Origin of the sequence: Pimelobacter simplex (assembly GCF_900114845.1) — a bacterium.
GTDB lineage: Bacteria > Actinomycetota > Actinomycetes > Propionibacteriales > Nocardioidaceae > Nocardioides > Nocardioides simplex.
The window spans coordinates 64,815-88,982 of the sequence record NZ_FOUK01000004.1; the positions used below are offsets into that span (position 1 = coordinate 64,815).

Here is a 24,168-nt window from a genome sequence, read left to right on the forward strand (position 1 = left end):
CGCCCGCAACCGGCCTACTTCGGACCCGCAACCGGCGCACTTCGCGGGGAAGGATCACCCAGCAGCGGTGGGGGGTGGGGTGAACGGGGGGTCGCCGGCGGCGAGCTCGAGGCCGCGGCCGACCTCCAGGAGCAGTTGCTCGTGGCGGTAGGGGCCGACCAGCTGCATGCCGACCGGCAGGCCGCTGTCGGTGAAGCCGGCAGGGACCGACAGGGCGGGCAGGCCGATGGCGCTGACGTAGTACGACGACGCCATCCAGTCGAGGTAGGTCGGCTGGGCGACGCCCTCGATCACGGTGGGGTACTCGATGTCGGCGTCGAAGGGCAGCACCTGGCTGACCGGGAGCACGAGGACGTCGTACTCGTCGGCGAAGGCCGCGGCGAAGCGCTGGAAGAGCTCGCCCTGCATCTTCGACGCCCGGGCGACGTCGGCGGCGGTGACCTCGGCGCCCTCGCGGATGTTGGCCTCCAGGCTGGGCTTCAGCTGCCCCGGGTACGCCGCCAGCAGGTCCCCGAACGTCGCCTGGAACTGCCACGCACGCAAGGTGCGGAAGCAGCGGTCGGCGCCGGAGAAGTCGGGCTGGACCTCGATGACGTCGCAGCCGAGGTCCTCGAACAGGTGGAGCCGCTTCCGGATCACGTCGACCACCTCGCGCTCCACGGGCAGCGCCCCGCCGAGGTCGGGCGACCAGCCGATCCGCAGCCCGGTGAGGTCGCGCTCCAGCGAACCCCCGAACACCGCAGGGTCCTCGGTGATCGAGAGCGGCACCCGGTCGTCCGGGCCCGCGATGACGCCGAGCATGAGCGCGAGGTCGCCGACGTTGCGCGCCATCGGCCCCTGGACGGCGAGCGTCTGCCACGGCAGTGGGTTGGGGTGTATCGGCACCCGGCCCGGTGAGGGGCGCAGCCCGACCACGTTGCAGAAGGACGCCGGGTTGCGCAGCGATCCGCCCATGTCGGAGCCGTCGGCGAGCGGCTGCATGCCACTGGCCAGGCTGGCGGCGGCACCGCCGCTCGAGCCACCCGCCGACCGGGTCAGGTCGTAGGGGTTGCGGGTGGTGCCGAAGAGCCGGTTGAAGGTGTGCGAGCCCGACGCGAACTCGGGCACGTTCGTCTTCCCCAGCCGTACGACGCCCGCGGCGCGCAGCCGCGCGACCAGCAGCTCGCTCTCGGCGGGCCGGTTCTGCGCATGGATCGGCGACCCGTACGTCGTGGGGAACCCCGCGGCGTCGTGGGTGTCCTTGAACGCGACGGGCAGCCCGTGCAGCGGCCCGAGCAGCCGCCCCGAACGACGAGCGTCGTCCGCGGCCCGGGCGTCGGCGAGGGTGATCTCGGGGTCGAGCGAGACCACCGCGTTGACGGCCGGGTTCACCCGGTCCACCTGGTCGAGGTGGGCCTGGGCGACCTCGACCGCCGACACCTCGCCGGCCTCCATGAGGGCGACGAGCTCGCGGGCGGTGCGGAAGCAGAGCTCGCTCATCGCGACCGCGCCTCGCGGACGGCGTCGTGGAGCACGCTCGGGTTGAGCGGCACGTGCCACAGCGGGCCGATCCCCTCGGGCGCGAGCGCGTCCTGGATGCCGGAGGCGATGACGGCGGCGACCGGGATGGTGCCGGCCTCGCCGGCGCCCTTCGCGCCGATCGGGTTGAGCGGCGTGGGCGTCTCGAGGTGGTGCATCTCCATGTGCGGCACCTCGGTCGCGTACGGCATCAGGAACTCCATGAAGCTGGCGTTGCGCAGGTTGCCGTTGGCCTCGTACTCGAGCTTCTCGTAGAACGCGCCGCCCATCCCGGACGCGACGCCGCCGGCGATCTGGCCCTCGACGATCATCGGGTTGATCATCTTCCCGCAGTCGTGGACGATCACGTACCGCTTGACCTGCAGGTCGTAGCTGACCGGGTCGACCTCGACGATCGCCGCGTGGACGCCGTACGCCCAGGTGGCGTGGGGCGGGCTGTAGTACTCCTCGGTCTGGATGCCGGGGCGCGACTCCTCGGGCAGCGGCGGACCGTCGCCCTTGTTGGCCGGCGCGAACTGGGTGGCGATCTGCGCGGCGTCGTTGAAGGCGTAGCGCAGGGGGTTGGAGACCGTCGCGATCGCGGCGAGCGGGACCGACGTGCCGGTGCCGCGCACGGTGGCCGCGCCGTTCTCGAGCACGATGTCGGCCTGGTCGACCTCCAGCATGTTGGCGGCGATCTCGAGCACCCGCTCGCGCGCCTTGACGGCGGCCTTGTGGATCGCGCTGCCGCTGACCACCATCGCCCGGCTGGCGAACGTCGCGACGCCCCAGTCGAAGACCCCGGTGTCGCCCTCGACGACGATCACGTCGTCGACCGCGACACCGAGCTGGTCCGCCACGAGCTGGGCCATGGACGTCGCGTGGCCCTGGCCCTGCGTGGTCAGGCCGGTGTTGACGTAGACCTTGCCGGTGATCGGGTGGATGCGCACCCGGCCGCCCTCGTAGGGCCCGAGCCCGGTGCCCTCGACGTAGAACGACAGCCCGAGCCCGAGCCAGCGCCCCTCCGCCCGCGCCTGCTCCTGCTCGGCGCGGAACGCGGGGAGGTCGAGCTCCTCCTCCAGCAGGGCCAGCGCGGCGCCGTACTGACCGGAGTCGTAGGTGACCGGCAGCCCGTCGGCGAAGATCAGGCCCTCGCGCTTGTAGGGGAACTCGTCGTCGGCGATGAGGTTGCGCCGGCGGATCTCGAAGCGGTCGAGGCCGAGCTCCTCGGCGAGCTGGTCCATCGCCCGCTCCAGCGCGAAGTTGGCCTGGGGCCGCCCGCAGCCGCGGTACGGCGTCACCGGGACCGTCGGCGTGTAGACGCAGCGGAACTCCACCTCGATGTTCGGGATCCGGTAGGGCCCCGCGATCGCGGTCGAGGCGACCTGCGCGACGGCGATGCCGTAGGGGATGAACGCGCCCGTGTCGTGCAGGAAGACGTCGCGCAGGCCGATCACCTCGCCGTCCTTGGTGGCGGCGAGCTCGATCTCGTGGATCTGGGTGCGCTCGTGCGACATGTGCACGAAGTTCTCGGAGCGGTCCTCGATGTACTTGACCGGCCGGCCGAGCTCCATCGCCGCGAGCGGCACCAGCACCTCGTTGGCGTACGGGAAGTGGATCTTCGGGCCGAAGCCGCCGCCGACGTCGGGCGCGATCACCCGGACCTTGTCCTCGTCGAGCTCGAACAGCGACGCGAGCGCGCCGCGCAGCCCGATCGGCGCCTGCGTCCCGTCCCAGACGACGAGCTCGCCGGAGACCGGGTCCCAGCGGGCGGCCGTCGCCAGGCACTCCATCGGCGCACCGGTGCTGCGGTCGACCTGCACCCGGATCTTCGTGCGGTGCTCGGCCCGGGCGAACGCCGCGTCGGCGTCGCCGCAGTTCTGGACGAGCGCCGCGGCGATGTTGCCGGGGACGTCGGGGTGGACGAGCGGTGCGCCGTCGTCGACGGCCCGCTCCATGTCGACCTCGACCGGCAGCGGCTCGATGTCGACCGAGATCCGGCTGACGGCGTCCTCGGCGACGTAGCGGTCGACGGCGACGACGAACGCGATCGCCTGCCCGACGTAGTAGACGTCGTCGCGGGCCAGCGGTCGCTGGGTGCGGCCGTGGCTGATGCAGGGGTGCGGGATCAGCAGCGGCATCTCGCGGTCGAGCCCGCCGATGTTCTCGCAGGTGTAGACCGCGAGGACGCCGGGCAGCTGCTCGGCCTCGGTGGTGTCGAGCGCGACGATCCGGCCGCGGGCGACCGTGCTGCGCAGGAACGCACCGTGGACGCAGCCCTCCAGCGGGATGTCGTCGACGTAGCGGCCACGGCCGCGCAGCAGCCGCGGGTCCTCGTTGCGGCGCACCCGGGCGCCGGTGTGCACCATCGGCGGCGCGGACTGCTCAGGCTGTTCAGCCTTGGGTCGTGCCATCGGCCTGCTCCTTCGCGTCGCGGAGGGTCTCGGCGGCCTGCCGGGTCGCGGCGACGATCCCCTGGTAGCCCGTGCAGCGGCACAGGTTGCCGGCGATCCGCTCGCGGATCTCGGCGTCGGAGGCGTCGGCGACGTCGGGGTCCTCGTCGAGGAGCGCCGTCACCGACATCAGGAAGCCGGGCGTGCAGAAGCCGCACTGCAGGCCGTGGCAGTCGCGGAACGCGGCCTGCACGGGGCTCAGCGATCCGTCGGGACCCTCCAGGTCCTCGACGGTGCGCACCGTGGCGCCGTCGAGCTGGACGGCGAGGGTCAGGCAGCTGCGCGCGGCCCGGCCGTCGATGTGGACGGTGCACGCGCCGCACACGCCGTGCTCGCAGCCGACGTGGGTGCCGGTCAGCCCGAGGTGGTGGCGCAGGAAGTCGCTCAGCAGCAGGCGCGGGCTGACCGAGGCCTCGACCGGCCGGCCGTTGACGACCAGCGAGATGTCGAGGGTGGGGTCGTCGTTGACCGGCGACCGGTACGTCGAGGACGTCATGAGGTGACCTCTCGTGAGGTTCGTGCGGTGGCTCGTTCGGTGGCTCGTTGCCAGGAGGTGCGGAGCGCGCGCTCGACCAGGCCGACCAGCAGGTCGCGCCGGTAGGCGCTGGAGCAGGACTCGTCGTCGGGCACGGTGACGACGTCGGCCGCCAGGGCGGCGATCTCGCGGAACCGCGACGGATCGGCGGCGTCGTCGAGGAGCGCGTCCTCGACGGCGACCAGCCGGACCGGCGTCGTCGTGACGCCGCACGCGGCGAGCTGGCCCCACGCGATCGTGCCGTCGTCGGCCAGGGTGAGCGTGGCCGCGACCCCGGCGAGGGCGAAGTCCCCGTGCCGGCGGGCGAACTCGGTGAAGCACCAGCCGGTCCGCTCGGGCAGGACGGGGAACCGCACCTCGGTGAGGATCTCGTCGGGCTCCAGCGTCGTGGACAGGATGAACTCGAAGAGGTCCTGCGCGTCGATCGTCCGGGCCCCCGACGGACCGTGCGCGACGACCTCGCCGTCGAGGCACAGCAGCAGGCACGGCAGCTCGGCCGACGGGTCGGCGTGGGCGATGCTGCCGCCGACCGTGCCCCGGTTGCGGATCACCGGGTGGGCGACGTGGTGCAGGGTCTCCCGGATCAGCGGGTTGGCCGCGTGCACCGCGTCGTCCAGCTCGAGGTCGCGCTGCCGGGTCCGGCCGCCGACGTGGATCCACTCCCCCTCGACCCGGACGTCGTCCAGCCCCGGGACGAGCCGCAGGTCGATGACCGCCTCCGGGTTGGACAGCCGGAAGTTCAGCGTCGGGACCAGGCTCTGCCCGCCCGACAGCACCACCGTGTCCGCGTGCTCGACCCGGGCGGCGACCGCCTCCTCGATCGAGCGCGGCAGGACGTACTCGAACCGTGACGGCTTCATGCGCGCTCTCCTGCTCCGGCCGGACCGGCGCCGCGGCTCAGCCCCGCTGGACCACCTTGGCGTGCCGCAGCGGCTGCCAACCCAGTCCGAGCGAGAGCGTCTGCGCCACGCGCTGCACCAGCTCGACGATCTGCTCCTGCTTGTCGCCGGTCAGGCTGGACCGGCGCGAGACCGCGCAGATGCAGGCCTCGACCTGACCCTCGTCGTTGAAGACCGGCGCCGCCACCGAGCCCGTGAAGGACTGGACGTCGCCGACCGTCACGGCATAGCCCTGCTCGCGCACCTCGGCCAGCCGCTCGCGCAGCTCGTCGGGGTCGGTGACCGTCGCCGGGGTGAGCGAGATCAGCGGCTCGGAGAGGTAGCGGTCGATGAACTCCGGCTCGGCGTTGGCCAGGAAGACCCAGCCCTTCGAGCCGCAGTGGAGCGGGAAGTGGTGACCGTACGTCGTCCGGGTGATGACCTCCTTGGAGGCCGCCTCGCGCGAGAACAGCACCACCGTGGTGTCGCCGCTGCGCTCGACCAGCTGGAGCACCGAGGTGGGCACCAGGCTGGACTCGCGGGTCAGCAGCGGAACCGCGAGCTCCATCAGCCGGTGCCCCACCAGGTAGGTGCTGCCCAGCAGCCAGGTCTTGCGCCCGATGTGGAAGTTGCCCCGCTCGTCGCGGGAGATGAACTCGTCGGCCTCGAGCTGCGCCAGCGTCCGCTGCAGCGTCGCCCACGAGATACCCAGCTCCTCGGACAGCTCGGTCGTCCGCATCGGTCGCTGGGCGACCACGTCGAGCACCCGGAGCGCCCGGGAGACGCCCTGCAGCGTCGGCGAGGAGGCCTCGGCCGGCGCGGCCGCGCTGCTGCCGGTCCGGCCCTTCTTGTCGGCCACGACCACCCTCCCTTCGTAGCTCGTGAGGCAGATCCCACACTACCCAGGTCACGTCGTTCATCGGCACCTCCTCCGGCGCAGTCGGTCCCATGCTCCTCAGGACCGCCCGGCGAGGCAGTCGTCGGGGTCGCTCCAGCCGTCCGGCCAGCGCACACCGCCGTCGGCCTTGATCCGCTCGAAGTGCTCACCACGGTCGAACATCGCGACGTCGCCGCGCTCGGCGACGAGCTTGGCGCGCAGCTCCTCGGTGCCGGCCGCGTCGACGCTCAGGCCGGGGCCCTCGCCGACCAGCCGGACGCCGTAGTAGCCCTCGGCCGCCGCCAGCGAGACGTTGCCGCACAGGACGTCGTACCGGACCGACTCGACGTCGCGGCGCAGCGGGTCGCCCCAGCCGCCCCCGCCGGTCGTGCACAGCCGGACGACGTCGCCCTCGCGCACGGGGACGTTGTCGACCATGCCGTCGAGCACCTCCTCGGTGCCGTCGGCGCGGTGCAGCACGATCGAGTAGTTGCCACCGGCCTGGCCGCCGTTGACGCCGTAGGGGTTGAGGTCGGTGCGGTCGGCGTTCGACAGGAGCATGCAGTCCTTGAGCGCCCGGATCCGCTTGTCGTACCCGAGCCCGCCGCGGTGCTTGCCGGCGCCGCCGGAGTCCGGCCGCAGGGCGAGCTGCTCGACCAGCACCGGGTAGCGCTGCTCGGAGAACTCGGCCGGCAGGTTGCGGGAGTTCGGCACGATGTGGACGACGTCGCTGCCGTCGGCCCACGGCCGGCCGGGACCGCCGCCGCCGAGCACCTCGCGGAAGAGGCTGAGCTTCCCCTGCTGGTCGCGGCTGTGCATGCCCCAGATCCGGATCGTCTCGTGGTCGGCCGGCATCTGGCCGCCGGTCGCCTTCGCGAGCGCGCCGGCGAAGATGCCGAGCGAGCGGAGCAGGATGAAGAACCGCAGGCCGGTCGGGCGCCCGAAGTGCGGTGTCACCAGCGTGCCCTTCTCCGGGAACACGACGTCGATGACGTCGAGCGCGCCCTCGTTGATGTCGATCTCGGCGGCCCGCTCCGGCGAGCTCGCCAGGCAGCGCAGCACCGGCGCCATCCACTTGCGGACGAAGCGGCCCTCGCAGTAGTCGATCGCCCAGTTGATCGGGCCCTCGGCCTCCGGGTCGGTGCCGCTGAAGTCGAGCGTGATCTTGTCGGCGGTCTTGGTCATCGTGACCCGCATCGCGAAGAGCTGGCGGGTGAAGCCGTCGCACTCGATGTAGTCCTCGAACGTGTAGACGCCGTCCTCGATCTTCGGGAACAGCTCCTCGCGGATGGTCCGCGCGCAGTTCTCGATGATGCCGTCGAAGCCGGCCTCGAGGGTCTCGATGCCGTAGCGCTCGGCGAGCTCGACCAGGCGGCGCGAGCCCAGCTGGCAGGCGCCGATCTCGGAGTCGATGTCGCCACGCAGGTGCTCGGAGAGCCGGGAGTTGCGCTCGATGATCCGGAAGCCGGTCTCGTTGAGCACGCCCCGGTCGTACAGCTTGATCGGCGGGACGACGAGGCCCTCGCCCCACTGGTCGTGCACCTGCACGGGGAGGCTGCCGGGCACGCAGCCGCCGACGTCGTCGTGGTGGCCGAAGACCTGGCTGAACCCGATCAGCCGGTCGCCGACGAAGATCGGCACGGTCGTGCAGAGGTCGGGGACGTGACCGCAGGAGCCCGCGCTGTTGTAGGGGTCGTTCCAGAAGAAGACGTCGCCCGGGTTGATGTCGTCGCCGAAGAACTCGAAGACCGGCTCGATCAGGCTGCCGTAGGAGCGGCCGGTGAGCTTGCGCCCGCGGGCGTCGTACAGGCCGACGCGGTAGTCGTGCTGGTCGCGGATCATCGGCGAGCGCGCGGCGCGCTCGACGGCGGCCTCGATCTCGACCTCGGCCGAGCGGATCGTCCCGGTGATGACCTCGAGCTCGATCGGCCCCAGCTTCCTGGTGGTGTTCACGCGTCCTTCCTTTCACTGAGGATGTTGCCGAAGTGGTCGACGGTCGCGTCCCAGCCGACGGGGACGACGTAGGTGGAGCCGTACTCCTCGACGATCGCGGGGCCGGCGACCGCGTCGCCGTCGCCGAGCGTCGCCCGGTCGTACGTCGGGCAGTCGATCCAGCCGGTGGAGCGCCAGTAGACCGAGCGGGTGCCGGTCGGCTGGGGAGTGCCGCCGCCGCTGCGCGGCGCCGTCGCGAGCGACGGTCGGTGCAGCTCGCCGAGGGCCTGGACGCGCAGCGCGACCACCTCGACCTGCTGCTCACCGGCGTAGGAGAACCCGTAGACCCGGTTGTGCTCCTCGTGGAACGCGGCCTCGACGGCGCGGACGGCGTCGTCGCCGGTGAGGTCGTCGATCACGACGGAGACCTCGTAGCCCTCGCCGACGTAGCGCAGGTCGGCGCCGCGGACGAGCGAGACCTGCTCGGTCGGGACGCCCTCGGCGCGCAGCTCGCCGCGGCCGGCGGCCTCCAGCTCGAGCCACACCTTCTCGATCTCGTCGACGACGGTGGCGTCGTTGCCGGCGTCGAGGTCGCGGACCAGGGTGCGCACGTAGTCGCGCTTGACGTCGGAGACCTGCAGGCCGAACGCCGACAGGTTGCCCGGCGTCGGCGGCACCAGGACCCGGCGCATGCCGAGCGCCTCGGCGACCTCGTTGGCCAGCAGCGGGCCGGCGCCGCCGAAGGCGACCAGGGCGTAGGCGCTCGGGTCGCGGCCCTTGAGCGTGGAGACCTGGCGGATGCCGGCCACCTGGCCGATCACCGCCACCTCGAGCACGCCGGCCGCCGCCTCCTCGGCGCTGAGGCCGAACTGGGTGCCGAACTCCGCGAAGGCGCTGCGGGCGGCGTCCTTGGCCAGGTTCAGCTCGCCGCCGACGAGGGCGTCGGGGAGCCGGCCGAGGATGGCGGCCGCGTCGGTCACGGTCGGCGCGGTGCCGCCGCGCCCGTACGAGATCGGGCCGGGGTAGGCGCCCGCGCTCTTCGGGCCGACCTTGAGCGACTCGCCCGGCCCCTGCCAGGCGATCGAGCCGCCGCCGGTGCCGACGGTGGCGATGTCGATCATCGGCACCTTGACCGGGTAGTTCTCGATCACGGTCTCGCTGGTGAGCCGGATCCGGAGGTCCTCGATGAGGGCGACGTCGGTCGACGTCCCGCCGACGTCGAGGGTGATCAGGTCGCGCACGCCGGCGCTGCGGGCGGCCTCGATCGCGCCCAGGACGCCGCCGGCCGGGCCGGAGAGCAGCATGGTGACCGGCTTGTCGCCGGCCGTCTCGGCCGAGACGACGCCGCCGTTGGACTGCATGATCAGGAACGGCCGGCCGCCGGTGACCTCGTTGAGGTCGCGCTGGGCGGCACCGAGGTAGGTCTTGCAGTAGGGCTTGACCATCACGTCGATGAGGGTGGTCATCGCCCGCTCGTACTCGCGGTACTCGGGCAGCACCACCGACGAGAGCGACACGAAGAGGTCGGGGAACTCCTCGGCGAGCATCTGGCCGATCTCGCGCTCGTGCTTGTCGTTGGCGTACGCGTGCAGCAGGCACACGCCGAGCCGGTTGACGCCGGCCTCGACGAGCTCGGCGGCGGCGGCGCGCACGGCGTCGAGGTCGAGCGGCTCGAGCACCGAGCCGTCGTACGCGAGGCGCTCGGGGACCTCGCGCACCAGGTGCAGCGGGACGATCCGGGGCGGCTTCACCCAGAAGTACGAGTTGCCGTAGCCGTCGGGCACCGACTGGCGCGCGATCTCGACGAGGTGCCGGAAGCCGGTCGTGACCAGCAGCCCGATGCCGTCGAACTCGTGCTCCAGGACGGCGTTCGTCGCCGTCGTCGTGCCGTGGATGACGAGCTCGATCTCCTCCGGCGCCTTGCCCGCCGCCTCGAGCACCTTCGAGACGCCCTCCAGCAGCGCGCGACTCGGGTCCTCGCGGTTGCTCGGGGTCTTCACGGCGAACAGCTCCCCGGAGGAGGCGTCGACCCCGATCACGTCAGTGAAGGTCCCACCGGTGTCCACCGAGACCCTGAACGAACCTGCCATGTCTCCTGCTCCTATCCGCTGAGCGAATGTTGATTTCGCTGAATGAAGTAGAGCCCTCGGTTCCGAAGGCTGTCAAGGGGTCGAGCCTGCGGAGAATTCTTTTGCCTCGGGACTCTTGACAACCCGACCAGGGCAGGGACTTACTTGGCGAATATTCGTAGGCCGTATCCGGTGAACGGATACACATCCGAGGAGCCTCCATGGCACTGCTCAGTTGGTCCCTGCACGGGGACGGCAAGAAGGTCATCCCGGGACGCGTGGTCACGCCGGACGAGCGGCTGGCCTGGCCGCGCATGGCGGGACTCGGCGCCCAGCACGTCATCGCGATGTTCAGCGCGACGACGTTGGTCCCCGTCCTCACCGGCTTCCCGGTGAGCACCACCCTGTTCTTCAGCGGCGTCGGCACGCTGCTGTTCCTGGTGATCACCCGGAACAAGGTGCCGTCGTACACCGGCTCGGCGTTCGCGTTCATCGCGCCGGTGCTCGCGGCCCAGGCGCAGGGCGGCTACGCGGCCGCGCTGTGCGGCCTGGTCGCGACCGGCGTCGCCCTCATCATCACCGGCCTGATCATCAACCAGGTCGGCTACCAGATCATCGACCGCGTCGCGCCACCCGTGGTGACCGGCACGATCGTCACGATGGTCGGCCTCAACCTCGCCCCCGTGGCGTGGACCAACTACCAGGACGACGGCCTGCTCGCCTCGGTCACGCTCGCCGTCGTCGTCCTGGTCAGCGTGCTGCTGCGCGGGTTCATCAGCCGGCTCGCCGTCTTCATCGGCGTCGCGGTGGGCTACCTGCTCGCGGCCGGCCTCGGCCGGGTCGAGCTCGACCCGGTCCGCGACGCGTCCTGGCTGGGCTGGCCGGACTTCACGGCGCCGACGTTCAGCCTGCAGGCGATCCTGCTGATCGTCCCGGCGGTGCTGCTCGTGCTCGTCGTCGAGAACGCCGCTCACGTCAAGGCGGTCAGCGCCATGTGCGAGCGCAACCTCGACTCCAGCATCGGCAACGCGGTCATCGGCGACGGCGTCGCGACCACCGTCTCCGGCATGTTCGGCGGCTCGGGCCAGATCACGTACGCCGAGAACATCGGCGTCATGGCGCTGACCCGGATCTACTCCACCGCGGCCTACATGATCGCCGCCGGCATCGCCATCGCGCTCAGCATCTGCCCGAAGTTCGGCGCCCTGGTGGGCGCCGTACCGCTGGGGGTCCTGGGCGGCGTCTCCACCATCCTCTTCGGCATGATCGCCTGCATGGGCCTGCGGATGTACGTCGCGGCCGAGGTCGACTTCCGCGACCCGGTCAACCTGACGACGGCCGCCCTCGGCCTCATCGTCGGGGCCGCCAACTACACCCTCACGCTCGGCGACTACGTCTTCGCGGGCATCGCCCTCAGCGGCGTCGGGACGATCGTCGTCTACCACCTGCTGCGCTTCGCGGCCGACCGCGCCGAGCCCGGCGACCCGGGCCAGCACGCCGCCACCCCCGCTTCCCCCGCCCTCGACGTCCCCAAGGAGTTCTGAGATGCAGCTCGACCACACGTTCACCGTCCCGGTGACCACCGACCGGGCCTGGGAGGCCCTCCTGGACTTCGAGCGCGTGGCCCCCTGCCTGCCCGGTGCGACCCTGGCCGGGATGGACGGCGACGTCCTCGAGGGCGCGGTGAAGGTCAAGCTCGGCCCGGTGATGCTCAACTACCTCGGCACCGCCACCATCCTCGAGCGCGACGCCGGCCGCCGCGTGATGGTGATGGACGGCCGCGCCAAGGACGCCCGCGGCAACGGCACCGCCGCCGCCCGGATCACCGCCCGCCTCGAGGAGGTCGACCGCGACAGCACCGCCGTCCACGTGACGACCGAGCTGGACGTCACCGGACGGCCCGCGCAGTTCGGCCGCGGCCTGATGCAGGACGTGAGCAACAAGATCGTCGGCCAGTTCGCCACCCGGCTCGCCGACGAGCTGACCCAGCCGCGGGCCGCCGCGGTCGCGGCCCCCGCCACTCCCTCGGCTGCCGCGTCCACCGCCGCCCCGCTCCGCCCGGTCGCGCCCGCGGAGAACCCGCCCCTCGACCTGGGCAGCGTCCTCCCACAGCCGACCCCGCTCCAGGCCGCCGTCCTCGGGGCGATCGCGGCGCTGACCGGCCTCGCCGTCCTGCGCAAGCTGCTCGGCCGCTGACCCCGCACCCTCCCGGCGCCCGGGGGGTCGGCAACCGAGAGGCCGAAGGCGAACGCGAAACCGAGGTGGCGGCCGGCTAAGCGCGGCCGCCACCGCAACCGAGCTCACCCAGCGCCCAACCCTGCACCCTCGAGGGTCAAACCCTGCTACTTCGCGCCCGCAACCCACCCACTTCGCCGGGCCACCCACCCACCACCCCGATGCCGGGTTTCTCACACCCCCTCTTATGAGATGCGGCGGCCCCGGACCAGCCACCAGGCGTCTACTGGGTCCATGACGACGACCGCTCCGCGCCCGACCCCGGAGGCGGGGCCGGCGACGGTCTCGGCCGCGCGGCGGTGGGCGATGCTGGCGGCGGGCACCGGCGCTCAGGCGGCGACGTCCGCGATGATCACCGCACCGAGCTTCCTGATCCCCGAGCTGCACCGGCCGGTCGCCGAGGGTGGGTACGGCATGAGCCTCGCCGAGGCCGGGGTGGTCGCGGCGGCGTCGATGACCGGGATGATGTTCACCCTGGTGCTCTGGGGGCTGGTCGTCGACCGGCGCGGGGAGCGGTTCGCGCTGCTCGCCGGGCTGCTCGTGACCGCGGTCGGCGGGGGCGTGGCCGCCGTCCTCGCCTCGCCGTGGCCGATGGCCGCGGCCCTGTGCTTCGCCGGGATCGGCGCGGCCGCGACGAACTCCGCGTCGGGCCGGGTGGTGGTCGGCTGGTTCCCGCCCGAGCGGCGGGGGATCGCGATGGGGATCCGGCAGACGGGGCAGCCGCTCGGCGTCGGGCTCGCGGCCGGCACGGTCGCCGTCATCGCCCACCACCACGGCATCGGCCCGGCCCTGTGGGTGCCGACCGCCGCCGCCGTGCTGATGGCGGGACTCGTCGCGCTGGTCGTCCTCGACCCGCCCCGGCCGGCCACGGCCGCCGGGGTCCGCGCGGCCAACCCCTACCGGGCGGACGGCTACCTCACCCGGATCCACGCCGCGTCGGTGCTGCTCGTCGTCCCCCAGTTCCTGGTGTGGACCTTCGGCCTGACCTGGCTGGTCGACGACCTCGGCTGGTCGCCGGGCGTCGCCGGCCTGGTCGTCGCCGGCACCCAGGCCGCCGGCGCCGCCGCCCGGATCGGCGCCGGCTGGGCCTCCGACCTCGTCGGCAGCCGGATGCGGCCGATGCGCGCCGTCGCCTTCCTGGCCGCGGCCACCATGCTCCTGCTCGGCCTCGCCGCGACCGGCGCCGCCGGCTCGACCTCGATGACGGCGCTCGCCGTCGGGCTGCTCGTCGTCGCGTCCGCGGTCACCGTCGCCGACAACGGCCTCGCCTTCACCGCCGTCGCCGAGCGGGCGGGTCCGTTCTGGTCGGGACGCGCCCTCGGCCTGCAGAACACCGCCCAGCACCTCGCCGCCGTCGCCGTCCCGCCCGTCGCGGGACTGACCATCGCCGCCTGGGGGTACGGCGCGGCGTACGCCCTCGCGGCGGCGCTGCCGCTGCTGGCGGTCGCGGTCGTGCCCGTCGCCGGCGAGCGCCGGATCGACCGTTGAGGAGATTTGCGCCGAACCCTCGCCTCACCGACCGCGTCCCACTACTCTGACGCCGACCTCGGTGCGGCCGGCCGACCCGCCGTCCCGGACCGAGGACAGCACTGCTCCCTGCTGTCCGGAACCGCCTCTGCCGCGTGGCGAGCTCGTGCCGAACCGACCCTGTCGAGGCATCAGCGCATGCGGAGCGAGGAGCAGCGATGGCCAGCGTGGGAGCAGCACCGTCCGAGCGCCGGCGCACCCGGTTCCGGTGGCGGCGGACCGCCGTCGGCGCCGTCGTCGCGACCCTGGCGCTGGGCCTCCTGGTGGCACCGGCCCCCGGGGCCCCGGCGGCCGAGGCGCGCGCGGTCCCCGTGCTGAAGCGCCCCGCCTACCAAGGGACCTCGGTGACCTTCCGCGGACTCGCCCGGCCCCGGACCGCCGTCCGCCTGCAGGTGCGCAAGAGCGGTCGGTGGGACACGGTCGCCGTCCACCGGTCCTCGTCGTCCGGCCGGTTCTCGATCACGCTGCCGGCCCCCGGTCGTCCCCGCGTGTTCCGTGCCCACGCCGCTGGCCGGGCGAGCAAGTCGCGCCGCGTGCGTCCCGTCTCCGTCCCGGCCGCCTCGGCGCCTGCCGATGCCTGCGGTCCCCGCCCGAAGCGCGCCGACGGCACGTACTACTCCTGCAGCTTCCACGACGAGTTCGACGGCGCCGCGCTCGACCGCACCCGCTGGACGTCGCAGAACACCGCGCAGACGGGCGTGCTCACCGGGCAGGGTGGGTGCTACCGCGACAACGCCCGCACCATCGCCGTCGCGGGCGGGACCCTGCGCCTGACGGCGACCATCCACCCCCAGATGTTCCTGTGCCGCAGCCCCTTCACCCCGGTGACCACCCGCTCCGAGGTCGCGACCGTCACGACCACCTCCCGGTTCACGCAGACCTACGGGCGGTTCTCGGCCCGGCTCCGCTTCTCCGACGCCACCGGCGGCCATGCCGCGTTCTGGCTCTCTCCCGAGGACCACGCGTACGGCAAGTGGCCGCTCTCCGGCGAGATCGACGTCGCCGAGTGGTTCGGCAACGACCAGACCCACGTGTACCCGTCGGTCCACTACGTCGGCGAGGGCCGCCAGGAGAGCACCGGACGCGACTGCCCGGTGCCCACGGCGACCACCGGGTTCCACACCTACACCGTCGAGTGGTCGCCGACGGAGATGAGGTTCTTCTACGACGACCGGTTCTGCTGGTCCCACCGCTGGGTGCCGACCAACGTCCGCGCGCCCGCACCGTTCGACAAGCCGTTCAACCTGGTCCTCGCGCAGATCTGGGGCTCCGGCTGGGCCGCGCGACGGCTGTCGTCGCCGACCACCTCGACCCTCACCGTCGACTGGGTCCGCGTCTGGAAGTGACCGGAACCCCGGCACCCGATCTCTCGCCGACGGGCGGAGGCTCCCCAATCCTTGGGAAAAGACCGACCTGCCCGGATCGGCGGTTCCGCGCGGCCCTAACCTGAGATCACTCTCGGTGCCCGACCCCCCTCACCCTTCGATGCTCCCGAGGAGAGGGTCATGAACAGCATGGGGAAGCACTTCAGCGCGCGCCGGATCGCCGCCGTCGCAGCCCTGGCGGCGGCACTCGCCGCAAGCCTGCAGCTCGCGCCCGCGGCACCCGCCGCGCAGGCACAGGGCGGGACGAGCGCCGTCCGCCAGCTGGTCGACCCGGTCGACGCCTGCGGCACCCGACCGCAGCGCCCCGACGGGTCGTACTTCTCCTGCACCTTCCACGACGAGTTCGACGGCACGGCGCTGGACCGGACCCGCTGGATGGCTCAGGACACCGCACTGACCGGGGTGTTCACCGGGCAGGGCGGGTGCTACCGCGACAACAAGCGGACCATCAGCGTGGGTGACGGGACGCTGCGCCTGACCTCGTCCATCCTCGACCAGGTGTTCGTGTGCCAGAGCCCCTACGCACCGTTCCCGACCAGCTCGGAGGTGTCGACGGTCGCCACCATCTCCCGGTTCACCCAGGCCTACGGGCGCTTCTCCGCGCGGGTGCGCTTCTCGGCCGCCACCGGAGGTCACGCGGCGTTCTGGCTCTACCCCCAGGTGCAGACCTACGGCCGGTGGCCGCTCTCCGGTGAGGTCGACATCGCCGAGTGGATGGGCAACGACCCGAGCCACGTCTACCCGTCGGTCCACTACTTCGGCGAGGACAAGTCGAAGAGCACCGGCCACACCTGCCCCGGGCCCGCCGCGAGCACCGGCTTCCACACCTACACCCTCGACTGGACACCGACGGTCATGAGGTTCAGCTACGACGGCCGGCTGTGCTGGTCCCACTCCTGGACGCCGACGAACGTCCGCCCGCCGGCGCCGTTCGACAAGCCGTTCTACGTCGTCCTCACGCAGATCTGGGGCACCGGCTCGGCCGCCCGTACGTCGACCTCTCCCAAGACCGCGACCATGGACATCGACTGGGTCCGGGCCTGGAAGTAGCCGCTCAGCCGAACGCGTAGTCGACGACCACCGGCGCGTGGTCGCTGAGCCGGACGCCGGCGTGCTCGCGGTCGACCACCGCGGCCTGCGCCGTCCGGGCCAGGCCCGGCGTCGCCAGGTGGTAGTCGATGCGCCACCCGGCGTCCTTGGCGTAGGCCTGCCCGAGCCAGCTCCACCAGGAGTAGGGGCCGTCGACGTCCGGGTGCAGCCGGCGGACCACGTCGACCAGTGTGCGCGGGGTGAGCTGGGCGTCGAGCCACGCCCGCTCCTCGGGGAGGAAGCCCTCGACCTGGTTGCTGCGCCGCCAGTTCGCGACGTCCGCCTTCGTGTGCGCGACGTTGAGGTCGCCGGTCAGCAGGAACTCCCGGCCGCTCGCCGCGGCGGCCTTGCGGGAGGTCGCGAGGTGGCGCGCGAAGCCCGCCAGGAACGCCATCTTGCGCTCGTACTTCGCGCCGCCGTCGGGCGCCTCGCGCATCCGCTTCGGGTCCTGCAGGTGCGCCGGCAGGCCACCCTTGGGCAGGTAGAGGCTCGCCACGGTCAGCGGGACGTCGGCCAGGTCGACCTCGACGTAGCGCCCCTCGGTGGCGTGCTTGCGCAGCGCGCGGTGCAGCGGCCGGTCCGGGTCGGGCACCGACCAGGTGCGGACGGCGGCCGGCGGGGTCCGGGTGAGCACCGCGACCCCGTTGCGCCCGGCGATCTCGCCGGCGTCGTAGGCGACCTCGTAGTCGCCGAACGCGCCCTCGGGCAGCGCCTCGACCGGGCAGCGCACCTCCTGGAGGGTGACCACGTCGCAGTCGCGCGTCGCCAGCCAGTCGCCGAAGCCTCGTCGGTGGGCGGCGCGGATGCCGTTGATGTTGGCGGTGGCGATGCGGAACACCCGCTGGATGCTAGGGGGCGGCGCGCTAGAACCCCTGGCTGCCCCACCTGCTCAGCAGGTCGGCCTCGCGCTCGGCCGTGATCCCTCCGATCCGGGCGGCCGGGTCGGCGTCGAGCCAGGCCCGGGTGTCGCGGGTGGTCTCGGCGAGGGGGCGCGGGGTGAGCCCCGCTGCGAGGGCCGGCCCGGCGTCGTGGGCCAGCATGCCGTCGTAGGCGGGGCGCGGGAGCCAGAGGGGGATGCTGTCCGGCCCCGCCCAGGGCTGGACGCCGTCGGCCTCGAGGAACTCCTGGTCGACCCACACCAGGTTGGCGTCGGGCAGGCACTCGCCGAGCAGGTCGGCGATCGGCAGCGGGGCGCCGACCGCGTCGTACACGCCGCCGGTCCCGTCCTCGGCGAGGGTCACCAGCCAGGCGGCGAGGTCGCGGACGTCGATCACCTGCACCACGTCGCTCGGGCGCCCCGGCGCGAGCACGTCACCGGTCGCGGTGGACCGGCGCGCCCAGTACGCGAACCGCCCGCTCGGGTCGCCCGGGCCGACGACGAGGCCGGGCCGGACCACCGCCGCCCCCGGGAGCTCGTCGAGCACGAGCCGCTCGCACGCGACCTTCATGCCGCCATAGGCATCGACGCTCTCGGCGGCGTCGACGTCGTCGGTGATCGCGGGGCGCAGCGCGCCCTTGCCCGGGCCGGCCGGGTCGGCGTCGTCGGCGTAGACGGAGATGGTCGAGACGAACACCCAGTGCGCCTCCGGTACGGCGTCCAGCGCGCGCCGCACGTGCGACGGGTGCCGGGCGACGTCGACCACCGCGTCGTACGACGCACCGTCGGTCAGCTCCGCCGGCGCCTCCTCGGCGCGGTCCCAGCGCACCGTCCGGACCCCGGGCGGGACCGTGCCGGAGCGACCCCGGTTCGCGCACACGACGACGTGGCCGCGGCGGACCGCCTCGGCCGCCACCGCCCGGGACAGGAACTGGGTGCCACCCAGCAGGAGGAGCCTCATCGCCCCATCCCATCCCGCGGCACCGCGCACCGCAAGGGAATCCGCTGGCGGCGGAATCGCCGCGCAGGGGGTATCAGAGGAACTGAGCCGGGTCGAACTCGTCGATCGGGATGATCCGGACGCGCGGCAGCCGCTCGTTGAAGCAGTTCACGTCGTACTCGAGGTCGAAGAACTCGAGGCCGCGCGGCGCGAGCTGCAGGAACGCGCTGCTGCGGAACTCGGTGAAGCCCATGACGCCGACCCGGCGCCCGTCGAGGAGGGTGTCGACGTGGTCGACGAAGTCGCTGTCGTTGCTGACCAGGACGACGTCGGCCTCGCGCCGGGCGAGCTCCTCCATCGTCCGCTGGATGGCGATGTCGACGACCTTCTGGTTCGCCCCGCCCGACAGCGGGATCGGCCGGAAGCCGATTGCGAGCAGCGCCTGGACGAACGACATGGGCAGCTCGCCGTTGGCGGCGAGGAAGAACAGACCGCTCGCGTCCTGGCCCCACTGCCGCTCGACGAACTGGAGCAGCCGCTCCCAGCGCGGGCGCTCCTCGGACTTCGGCCGCCGGCCGAGGATGGACGTGCCCAGCGTGGCGTCGATGTTCTCGCCGTCGACGAGGACGTAGGTGGTGCGTGCGGTGTCGCCCATGGAAGGAGGCTAGGGCATGCCCGTGGTTGGCTGGTGCCGTGCGGACCCGGTGGAGCCTCGTGGCGGCGCTCGTCCTGCTGACGGCGTGCGGCGGGCCCGCGTCGTCCCCGCCGGCGCGCACCCCCACGTCGACGCCCACCCCGATGCCCACCCCGATGCCCACCGCGACGCCCACCGCGAACCCGACGCCCACGCCACGGCCGACGCCGCGCGAGGGCATCGACGCCTCCCACCACCAGGGCCCGATCGACTGGCGGAGGGTGGCCCGCGCCGGGATCACGTTCGCCTACCTCAAGGCCACCGAGGGCACCGGCTTCACCGATCCCCGCTTCGTCGCGCACCGGGCGGCGGCGACCCGGGCCGGGATCGACGTCGCGGGCTACCACTACTTCCAGCTCTGCTCCGACGGCGCCGCCCAGGCCGCGCACTTCCTCGACGTCGTCGGCCGGCGGCCGGGACCGCTCGCACCGGCGCTCGACCTCGAGCTCGTCGGCTCCTGCACGACGCCGCCCCCGCGCGCCGCGCTGCTCGCCGAGGTCCGCGCGTTCCTCCGCACGGTCGACGCCGCGCTGCGGACCCGCACGGTCGTCTACCTCTACCCGGACTTCGAGGAGCGCTACGGCCTCGCCGCCGACCTCGCCGACCACCCCCAGTGGGTCCGGCGGCTGGGCGAGCGGCCGCCGGCCCGCCCCTGGCACGTCTGGCAGTACGACGACCGGGGCACCGTGCCCGGCATCCGGGGCGGGGTCGACCGCAACCGGGAACAATCCGCGCCCGCGAACGTTGAGTAGACATGTCCACCATCGACCTCACCGCGGGCACCTTCGAGCAGACGGTGCTCGACAACGACATCGTCTTCGTCGACTTCTGGGCGTCCTGGTGCGGCCCGTGCCGCAACTTCGCGCCGATCTACCAGGCGGCGGCGGAGCAGCACGGCGACCTCGTGTTCGCCTCGGTCAACACCGAGGAGGAGCAGCAGCTCGCCGCGGCCGCCAAGATCACCTCGATCCCGACGCTGATGGCGTTCAAGAAGGGCGCGCTCGTCTTCTCCCAGGCCGGGGCACTGCCCGGGCCGGCGCTCGAGCAGGTCATCGCCGCCGTGCGCGACTTCGACGTCGACGCCGCGAAGGCCGCCGACGGTGAGTGAGACGCTCGACCTCCAGTTCGGCCTCGACACGTTCGGCGACGTCACGCTCGACCCCGCCACGAACGAGCCGCTGCCGCACGCGGCCGTCATCCGCAACATCGTCGAGCAGGCGGTGCTGGCCGACGAGGTCGGCGTCGACGTGTTCGGCATCGGCGAGCACCACCGCGACGACTTCGCGGTGACGAGTCCCGAGATGGTGCTGGCCGCGATCGCGGCGCGCACCGACCGCATCCGGCTCGGTACGGCGGTCACGGTGCTGAGCTCCGACGACCCGGTCCGCCTCTACGAGCGGTTCGCGACGCTCGACGCGCTGTCGGGCGGTCGCGCCGAGATCACCCTCGGCCGGGGCTCGTTCACCGAGTCCTTCCCCCTCTTCGGCTACGACCTGGCCGACTACGACCAGCTCTTCAGCGAGAAGCTCGACCTGTGGACCGCGCTCCAGGGCGAGCAGGCGGTCACCTGGGACCGCGGCCGGCTGCGGGCACCGCTGCGCGACGCGCGGATCTACCCGACCACCGAGCGCGGCTCGATCCCCACGTGGATCGGGGTCGGCGGCTCGCCGGAGTCGGTGGTGCGCGCCGCGCGCTACGGCTACCCGCTGGCAATCGCGATCATCGGCGGCGAGCCCGCGCGGTTCGCGCCGTTCACCGACCTCTACCGCCGCGCGCTCACCGAGTTCGAGCGCCCGGCGCTGCCGATCGCGGTCCACTCACCGGGCTTCGTCGCCGACACCGACGACGAGGCGCGCGAGTCGATGTACCCGCACTTCAAGGCGAGCCGCGACCGGATCGGCGCCGAGCGCGGCTGGGGTCCGGCCACCCGCTCCCAGTACGACGCCGAGGTCGACCACGGCGCCCTCTTCGTCGGCTCCCCCGAGACGGTCGCCCGCAAGATCGCGGCCGCCGTCCGCGACCTCGGCGTGCAGCGCTTCGACCTGAAGTACAGCAACGGAGCGATGCCGCACCCCCAGCTGCTGCGCAGCATCGAGCTGTTCGGCACCCAGGTGGCGCCGCGGGTCCGTGCGCTGCTGGCCGAGGAGCCGGTCAGCGCCTGAGGTTCGCGCCCAGGAACAGGTCGACCAGCACGTCGACCAGGTGCTCGCGCTCGACCCTCACGTCCCCCTGCAGGGCGGCGCTGAGGGCGTGCGCGACCCCGCCGATGAGGAAGCGCGCGGTGAGCAGCTCGTCGACGGGTACGTCGGCCGGCCCGCTCGGGTCGCCGGAGGACCGGGTCGCGGCGAGCATCCCCGCGAACCGCCGGCTCTCCTCGAGCACCCGCGGGCCGAGCACCGGCGAGGTGATCGACTCGACGAGCGCGATCCGTCCCTTGCGCGGGTCTTCGAGGAACAGGTCGGCCATCGCGGCGAGGACCGCCCGCGTCCGTGCGCGGACGTCGTCCGGCGCGGCGCCGAGCGCCGCCAGCGAGCGCTCGGCGGCCTCGGTGGCGATCTGGTCGAACACGGCGAGCTGGAGCTCCTCGATGCCGGCGAAGCTCTCGTAGAAGTACCGCGCGGCGATCCCGGACTGCTCGGCGACGCCGCGCACGGTCGTGCCGGCGACGCCGCGGGTGCCCATCAGCTCGAGCCCGGCGGCGAGGAGCCGGCCGCGGCGCTCGGCGACGCGCTCGGCGGCGGCGCGGCCGCCGTACACCCGGGCGTTCTCGGTCACCCGAGCATCTTGACACACGCGTTGACAGATGGGTTCATGGACCTGTCATGACCGAGACCACCGTCGCCCCCTGGCACCCGTCGCAGCCCCACCACGCGCTGGCGGACGACGTCCGCTGGTGGCTCGGGACGCCGGCGGCGTTCGCGCTCTTCGGCCGGCTCGCGCTCGACCAGGTCGCCTACCGCGAGGTCGCGGCGGCGGTCGACGCGTCGGGCCGGTTCGCGCAGAACTTCACCGACCGGGGCATCCGCAGCGGCCTGTGGGGGCCGCTGCTGCTGTTCGGCGACGACGCCGACCGGCGCGCCAGCGCGGAGCGGCTCAAGCGGCTGCACGGCGAGGTCCGCGGCACCGGCACCGGCCACTTCGCCGGCGAGCGCTACAGCGCGCTCAACCCGGCGCTGTGGAAGTGGGTCGGCACCACCAGCCTGCTCGTCTTCCACACCGGCTACGTCACGACCTACGGGCGCACGCTCGACGCGGAGCAGCGCGAGGTCGTCTACGCGACGATCCGGCACCTCGTCGACTTCGACCTGCCCAGCGAGCAGGCCCGGATGCCCGCCACGGCTGCCGAGGCCGAGGCCTACTACGACGAGGTGGCGGCCACCGAGCTCGCCGACAACGAGTTCCTCCAGTGGGCGAACCGCCGGTTCGACGCGCTGCCCGTGCCCACGCTCTTCGGTCCCCACTGGCTGCACCGGCTCGTGGCGCCCGCGTGGCGGCTCGCGACGCCCGTGCTCGGCCGGCCCGCCAAGGTCTGCGCCGAGGGGGCGGCGCACCCGCGGATGCGCGAGCTGCTCGGGACGCCCGACACCCGCCGGCGCCGGGCCGAGCTGCGGCTCTACCTGGCGCTCGTCCGGATCGCACGGCGCACGCTGCCCCGCCGGCTGCTGCTCGACCCGCTCGCCTACAACCGGTTCCGGTACGAGCGGCTGCGGGCGCTCTACGAGAAGCCGCAGCTCACCACGTTCGCGGCGCCCGGCTAGCCCGCGCGGCGCTCAGGCCTGCCGGTCCTCGGGACCGCGCGGCAGGAACTGCGCGGTGAAGGCCGGCCAGGCCTCGTCGATCAGCTCCTCCATGTCGAGGTGCGTGGCCCGCTGGACGTAGGGCTTGGCCAGCTCGGTGTCGAGCACCTTGAGCAGGAAGCGGCGCAGCTCGGCGTCCAGGCCCGCGACCTTGCGGAGCATCGCGCCGCGCCGGGTGTCGGTCTTGAGCTCGAGCCCGATCTGGTCCTCGGTGGGCGTCTTCAGCTCGAGCCGGAGCCTGAGCGGCGCCTCGGTGTGCACGACGAGCACGAGCGGGACGACGACCTCGGCGTTGAACGTCAGCCGGTCGAGCGGCAGGTCGAGGTCGAAGACCACGCTGATCGGCAGGTCGATCGCGTAGGCCAGCAGCTCGCCCGGGACGAGCTCGCCGGTCGTCGGCCGGTAGCGGCCCACGAAGCTCACGCTCGCGAACGCTCGCCCCGGACCGGCCCCGATCGGGCCGAGCGCGATCTGCTCGCCGAGCACCTGGTCGACGGTGTGCAGGATCCGGTCCTTGTGCAGCACCCGGCGGATCCAGCTGACGCCGAACTCCTCGTACGACGTCGCTCCCCCGGCGCCCGCGCCGTCCGGTGCCACGACCTCGACGACTCCCTCCACGACGTACCCCCCGTTGCTCGTGCTGTTCTCCCGCCCCCATCAACGTACGGTGCACGCGGACGTCATGGCACAATCGGCACTCGTCGATCCCCAGGAGCACGCATGACCGAGCTGGCCGCGGTCCGCTACCCGACCCCGACCCTCGTCCGCACCGCCGACGTCTCCGCGAAGGCCCTCCTGGTCCTGCTCCTGATGCTCGCCGTGATCGACCCCGACAGCGGCAACCTGCGCGACAAGGCCGCCGAGGCCCGGGCGATCGGATACCCCCTGGCGTCGTTCACCATCCCGGTGATCTGGCTGCTGGCGTGGAAGGAGCGGGCGTCGTTCCCCTGGCTGCCCGACCTGCTGGTGACCGTCACCTGCTTCACCGACATCCTCGGCAACCGGCTCGACCTCTACGACACGATCAGCTGGTTCGACGACCTCATGCACTTCGCGAACACGGGGCTCATCGCCGCCGCCGTCATCCTGCTGACGCTGCACCACAGCGCCACCCGCACCCGCGTCGTCGAGCGGGCGCTCGCGGTGGGGGCGACAGCCGCGATCGCCTGGGAGATCGCCGAATACTACGCGTTCATCAGCGGCCACTCCGAGCGCGCCTTCGCCTACGAGGACACGCTGAGCGACCTCGCCCTCGGCGTGATCGGCTCGGTCACCGCGGCGCTGGTGATCCACTTCGTCTGGAGGCGCGGCGGGCTGCGCTTCGTCGCCCCTCAGCTCGACGAGGCCGCGACGCGCTGAGCCTGTCGGAGCGATCGGCCATGA

General features: G+C 72.8%; 22 protein-coding genes. 10 read left to right on the forward strand and 12 right to left on the reverse strand.

Going from position 1 to position 24,168, the window contains the following annotated elements:
• Positions 1-54: 54 nt before the first annotated feature.
• The 7 genes from BM223_RS17070 to BM223_RS17100 form a co-directional block, all read right to left on the reverse strand.
• Positions 55-1,479 (reverse strand): amidase, encoded by a 1,425-nt coding sequence (locus BM223_RS17070; RefSeq protein WP_052139157.1) that lies wholly within the window; start codon positions 1,477-1,479, stop codon positions 55-57.
• On the reverse strand, positions 1,476-3,911 hold the full coding sequence (cutA, locus tag BM223_RS17075) for an aerobic carbon-monoxide dehydrogenase large subunit (RefSeq protein ID WP_235319081.1): 2,436 nt from the start codon (positions 3,909-3,911) through the stop codon (positions 1,476-1,478). Before cutA ends, BM223_RS17070 begins: the two co-directional genes overlap by 4 nt.
• Complete coding sequence (locus tag BM223_RS17080; protein WP_082003857.1) at positions 3,892-4,446, reverse strand: (2Fe-2S)-binding protein; 555 nt, start codon at positions 4,444-4,446, stop codon at positions 3,892-3,894. Before BM223_RS17080 ends, cutA begins: the two co-directional genes overlap by 20 nt.
• Positions 4,443-5,345, reverse strand: a complete 903-nt coding sequence (locus BM223_RS17085; RefSeq protein WP_038682665.1) for an FAD binding domain-containing protein — start codon at positions 5,343-5,345, stop codon at positions 4,443-4,445. Before BM223_RS17085 ends, BM223_RS17080 begins: the two co-directional genes overlap by 4 nt.
• A gap of 37 nt (positions 5,346-5,382) precedes the next feature.
• Positions 5,383-6,222 (reverse strand): IclR family transcriptional regulator, encoded by an 840-nt coding sequence (locus BM223_RS17090; RefSeq protein WP_141267532.1) that lies wholly within the window; start codon positions 6,220-6,222, stop codon positions 5,383-5,385.
• A 96-nt stretch (positions 6,223-6,318) separates the two neighbouring features.
• Positions 6,319-8,193: a hydantoinase B/oxoprolinase family protein gene (locus BM223_RS17095; protein ID WP_038682669.1), complete on the reverse strand. Its 1,875-nt coding sequence runs from the start codon at positions 8,191-8,193 to the stop codon at positions 6,319-6,321.
• Entirely contained in the window at positions 8,190-10,262 is a 2,073-nt protein-coding gene (locus BM223_RS17100; RefSeq protein ID WP_038682671.1) for a hydantoinase/oxoprolinase family protein, read from the reverse strand. Before BM223_RS17100 ends, BM223_RS17095 begins: the two co-directional genes overlap by 4 nt.
• 200 nt (positions 10,263-10,462) lie before the next feature.
• Here BM223_RS17100 and BM223_RS17105 point away from each other — a divergent pair, with 200 nt between their 5' ends.
• The 5 genes from BM223_RS17105 to BM223_RS17125 all read left to right on the forward strand — a co-directional run bounded on the left by BM223_RS17105 (position 10,463) and on the right by BM223_RS17125 (position 16,438).
• Positions 10,463-11,785: a uracil-xanthine permease family protein gene (locus BM223_RS17105; protein ID WP_038682673.1), complete on the forward strand. Its 1,323-nt coding sequence runs from the start codon at positions 10,463-10,465 to the stop codon at positions 11,783-11,785.
• Position 11,786: 1 nt separating this feature from the next.
• On the forward strand, positions 11,787-12,437 hold the full coding sequence (locus tag BM223_RS17110; RefSeq protein ID WP_038682675.1) for an SRPBCC family protein: 651 nt from the start codon (positions 11,787-11,789) through the stop codon (positions 12,435-12,437).
• Between the two features lie 273 nt (positions 12,438-12,710).
• Entirely contained in the window at positions 12,711-13,964 is a 1,254-nt protein-coding gene (locus BM223_RS17115; protein WP_038682677.1) for an MFS transporter, read from the forward strand.
• 197 nt (positions 13,965-14,161) lie between these two features.
• Complete coding sequence (locus BM223_RS17120) at positions 14,162-15,349, forward strand: glycoside hydrolase family 16 protein (protein ID WP_052139159.1); 1,188 nt, start codon at positions 14,162-14,164, stop codon at positions 15,347-15,349.
• Positions 15,350-15,508: 159 nt separating this feature from the next.
• Positions 15,509-16,438, forward strand: coding sequence for a glycoside hydrolase family 16 protein (locus BM223_RS17125; protein WP_038682679.1), 930 nt, complete (start codon positions 15,509-15,511; stop codon positions 16,436-16,438).
• 4 nt (positions 16,439-16,442) lie between these two features.
• Here BM223_RS17125 and BM223_RS17130 read toward each other — a convergent pair whose 3' ends face one another.
• The 3 genes from BM223_RS17130 to BM223_RS17140 form a co-directional block, all read right to left on the reverse strand.
• Complete coding sequence (locus tag BM223_RS17130) at positions 16,443-17,315, reverse strand: exodeoxyribonuclease III (RefSeq protein WP_038682681.1); 873 nt, start codon at positions 17,313-17,315, stop codon at positions 16,443-16,445.
• A gap of 25 nt (positions 17,316-17,340) precedes the next feature.
• Positions 17,341-18,315 carry an NAD-dependent epimerase/dehydratase family protein gene (locus BM223_RS17135; RefSeq protein WP_038682682.1) on the reverse strand — a complete coding sequence of 325 codons (975 nt, stop codon included), beginning with the start codon at positions 18,313-18,315 and terminating at the stop codon, positions 17,341-17,343.
• Positions 18,316-18,388: 73 nt separating this feature from the next.
• Positions 18,389-18,949 (reverse strand): NYN domain-containing protein, encoded by a 561-nt coding sequence (locus BM223_RS17140; RefSeq protein WP_038682684.1) that lies wholly within the window; start codon positions 18,947-18,949, stop codon positions 18,389-18,391.
• A gap of 38 nt (positions 18,950-18,987) precedes the next feature.
• Here BM223_RS17140 and BM223_RS17145 point away from each other — a divergent pair, with 38 nt between their 5' ends.
• The 3 genes from BM223_RS17145 to BM223_RS17155 are packed head-to-tail and all read left to right on the forward strand — an operon-like array spanning position 18,988 to position 21,150.
• Positions 18,988-19,740, forward strand: coding sequence for a glycoside hydrolase family 25 protein (locus tag BM223_RS17145; protein WP_052139160.1), 753 nt, complete (start codon positions 18,988-18,990; stop codon positions 19,738-19,740).
• Positions 19,741-19,742: 2 nt separating this feature from the next.
• Positions 19,743-20,096 carry a thioredoxin gene (trxA, locus tag BM223_RS17150; protein WP_038682686.1) on the forward strand — a complete coding sequence of 118 codons (354 nt, stop codon included), beginning with the start codon at positions 19,743-19,745 and terminating at the stop codon, positions 20,094-20,096.
• A complete protein-coding gene (locus BM223_RS17155) occupies positions 20,089-21,150 on the forward strand; it encodes an LLM class flavin-dependent oxidoreductase (RefSeq protein ID WP_038682688.1) in 1,062 nt (353 codons plus the stop codon). Before trxA ends, BM223_RS17155 begins: the two co-directional genes overlap by 8 nt.
• On the opposite strand, the gene BM223_RS17160 is transcribed toward BM223_RS17155, so the two are convergent.
• The gene (locus BM223_RS17160; protein ID WP_038682689.1) at positions 21,140-21,763 is read right to left on the reverse strand and encodes a TetR/AcrR family transcriptional regulator; all 624 of its coding nucleotides are present in this window, start codon (positions 21,761-21,763) and stop codon (positions 21,140-21,142) included. The two genes, BM223_RS17155 and BM223_RS17160, sit on opposite strands and share 11 nt — an antisense overlap.
• Before the next feature lie 47 nt (positions 21,764-21,810).
• Between BM223_RS17160 and BM223_RS17165 the strand changes: the two genes are divergently transcribed.
• A complete protein-coding gene (locus BM223_RS17165) occupies positions 21,811-22,746 on the forward strand; it encodes an oxygenase MpaB family protein (RefSeq protein ID WP_052139161.1) in 936 nt (311 codons plus the stop codon).
• 12 nt (positions 22,747-22,758) lie between these two features.
• On the opposite strand, the gene BM223_RS17170 is transcribed toward BM223_RS17165, so the two are convergent.
• Positions 22,759-23,403, reverse strand: a complete 645-nt coding sequence (locus tag BM223_RS17170; RefSeq protein WP_038682691.1) for a hypothetical protein — start codon at positions 23,401-23,403, stop codon at positions 22,759-22,761.
• Between the two features lie 102 nt (positions 23,404-23,505).
• On the opposite strand from BM223_RS17170, the gene BM223_RS17175 reads away from it, so the two are divergent.
• On the forward strand, positions 23,506-24,144 hold the full coding sequence (locus BM223_RS17175) for a DUF2238 domain-containing protein (protein WP_052139162.1): 639 nt from the start codon (positions 23,506-23,508) through the stop codon (positions 24,142-24,144).
• The last annotated feature ends 24 nt before the right edge of the window (positions 24,145-24,168 follow it).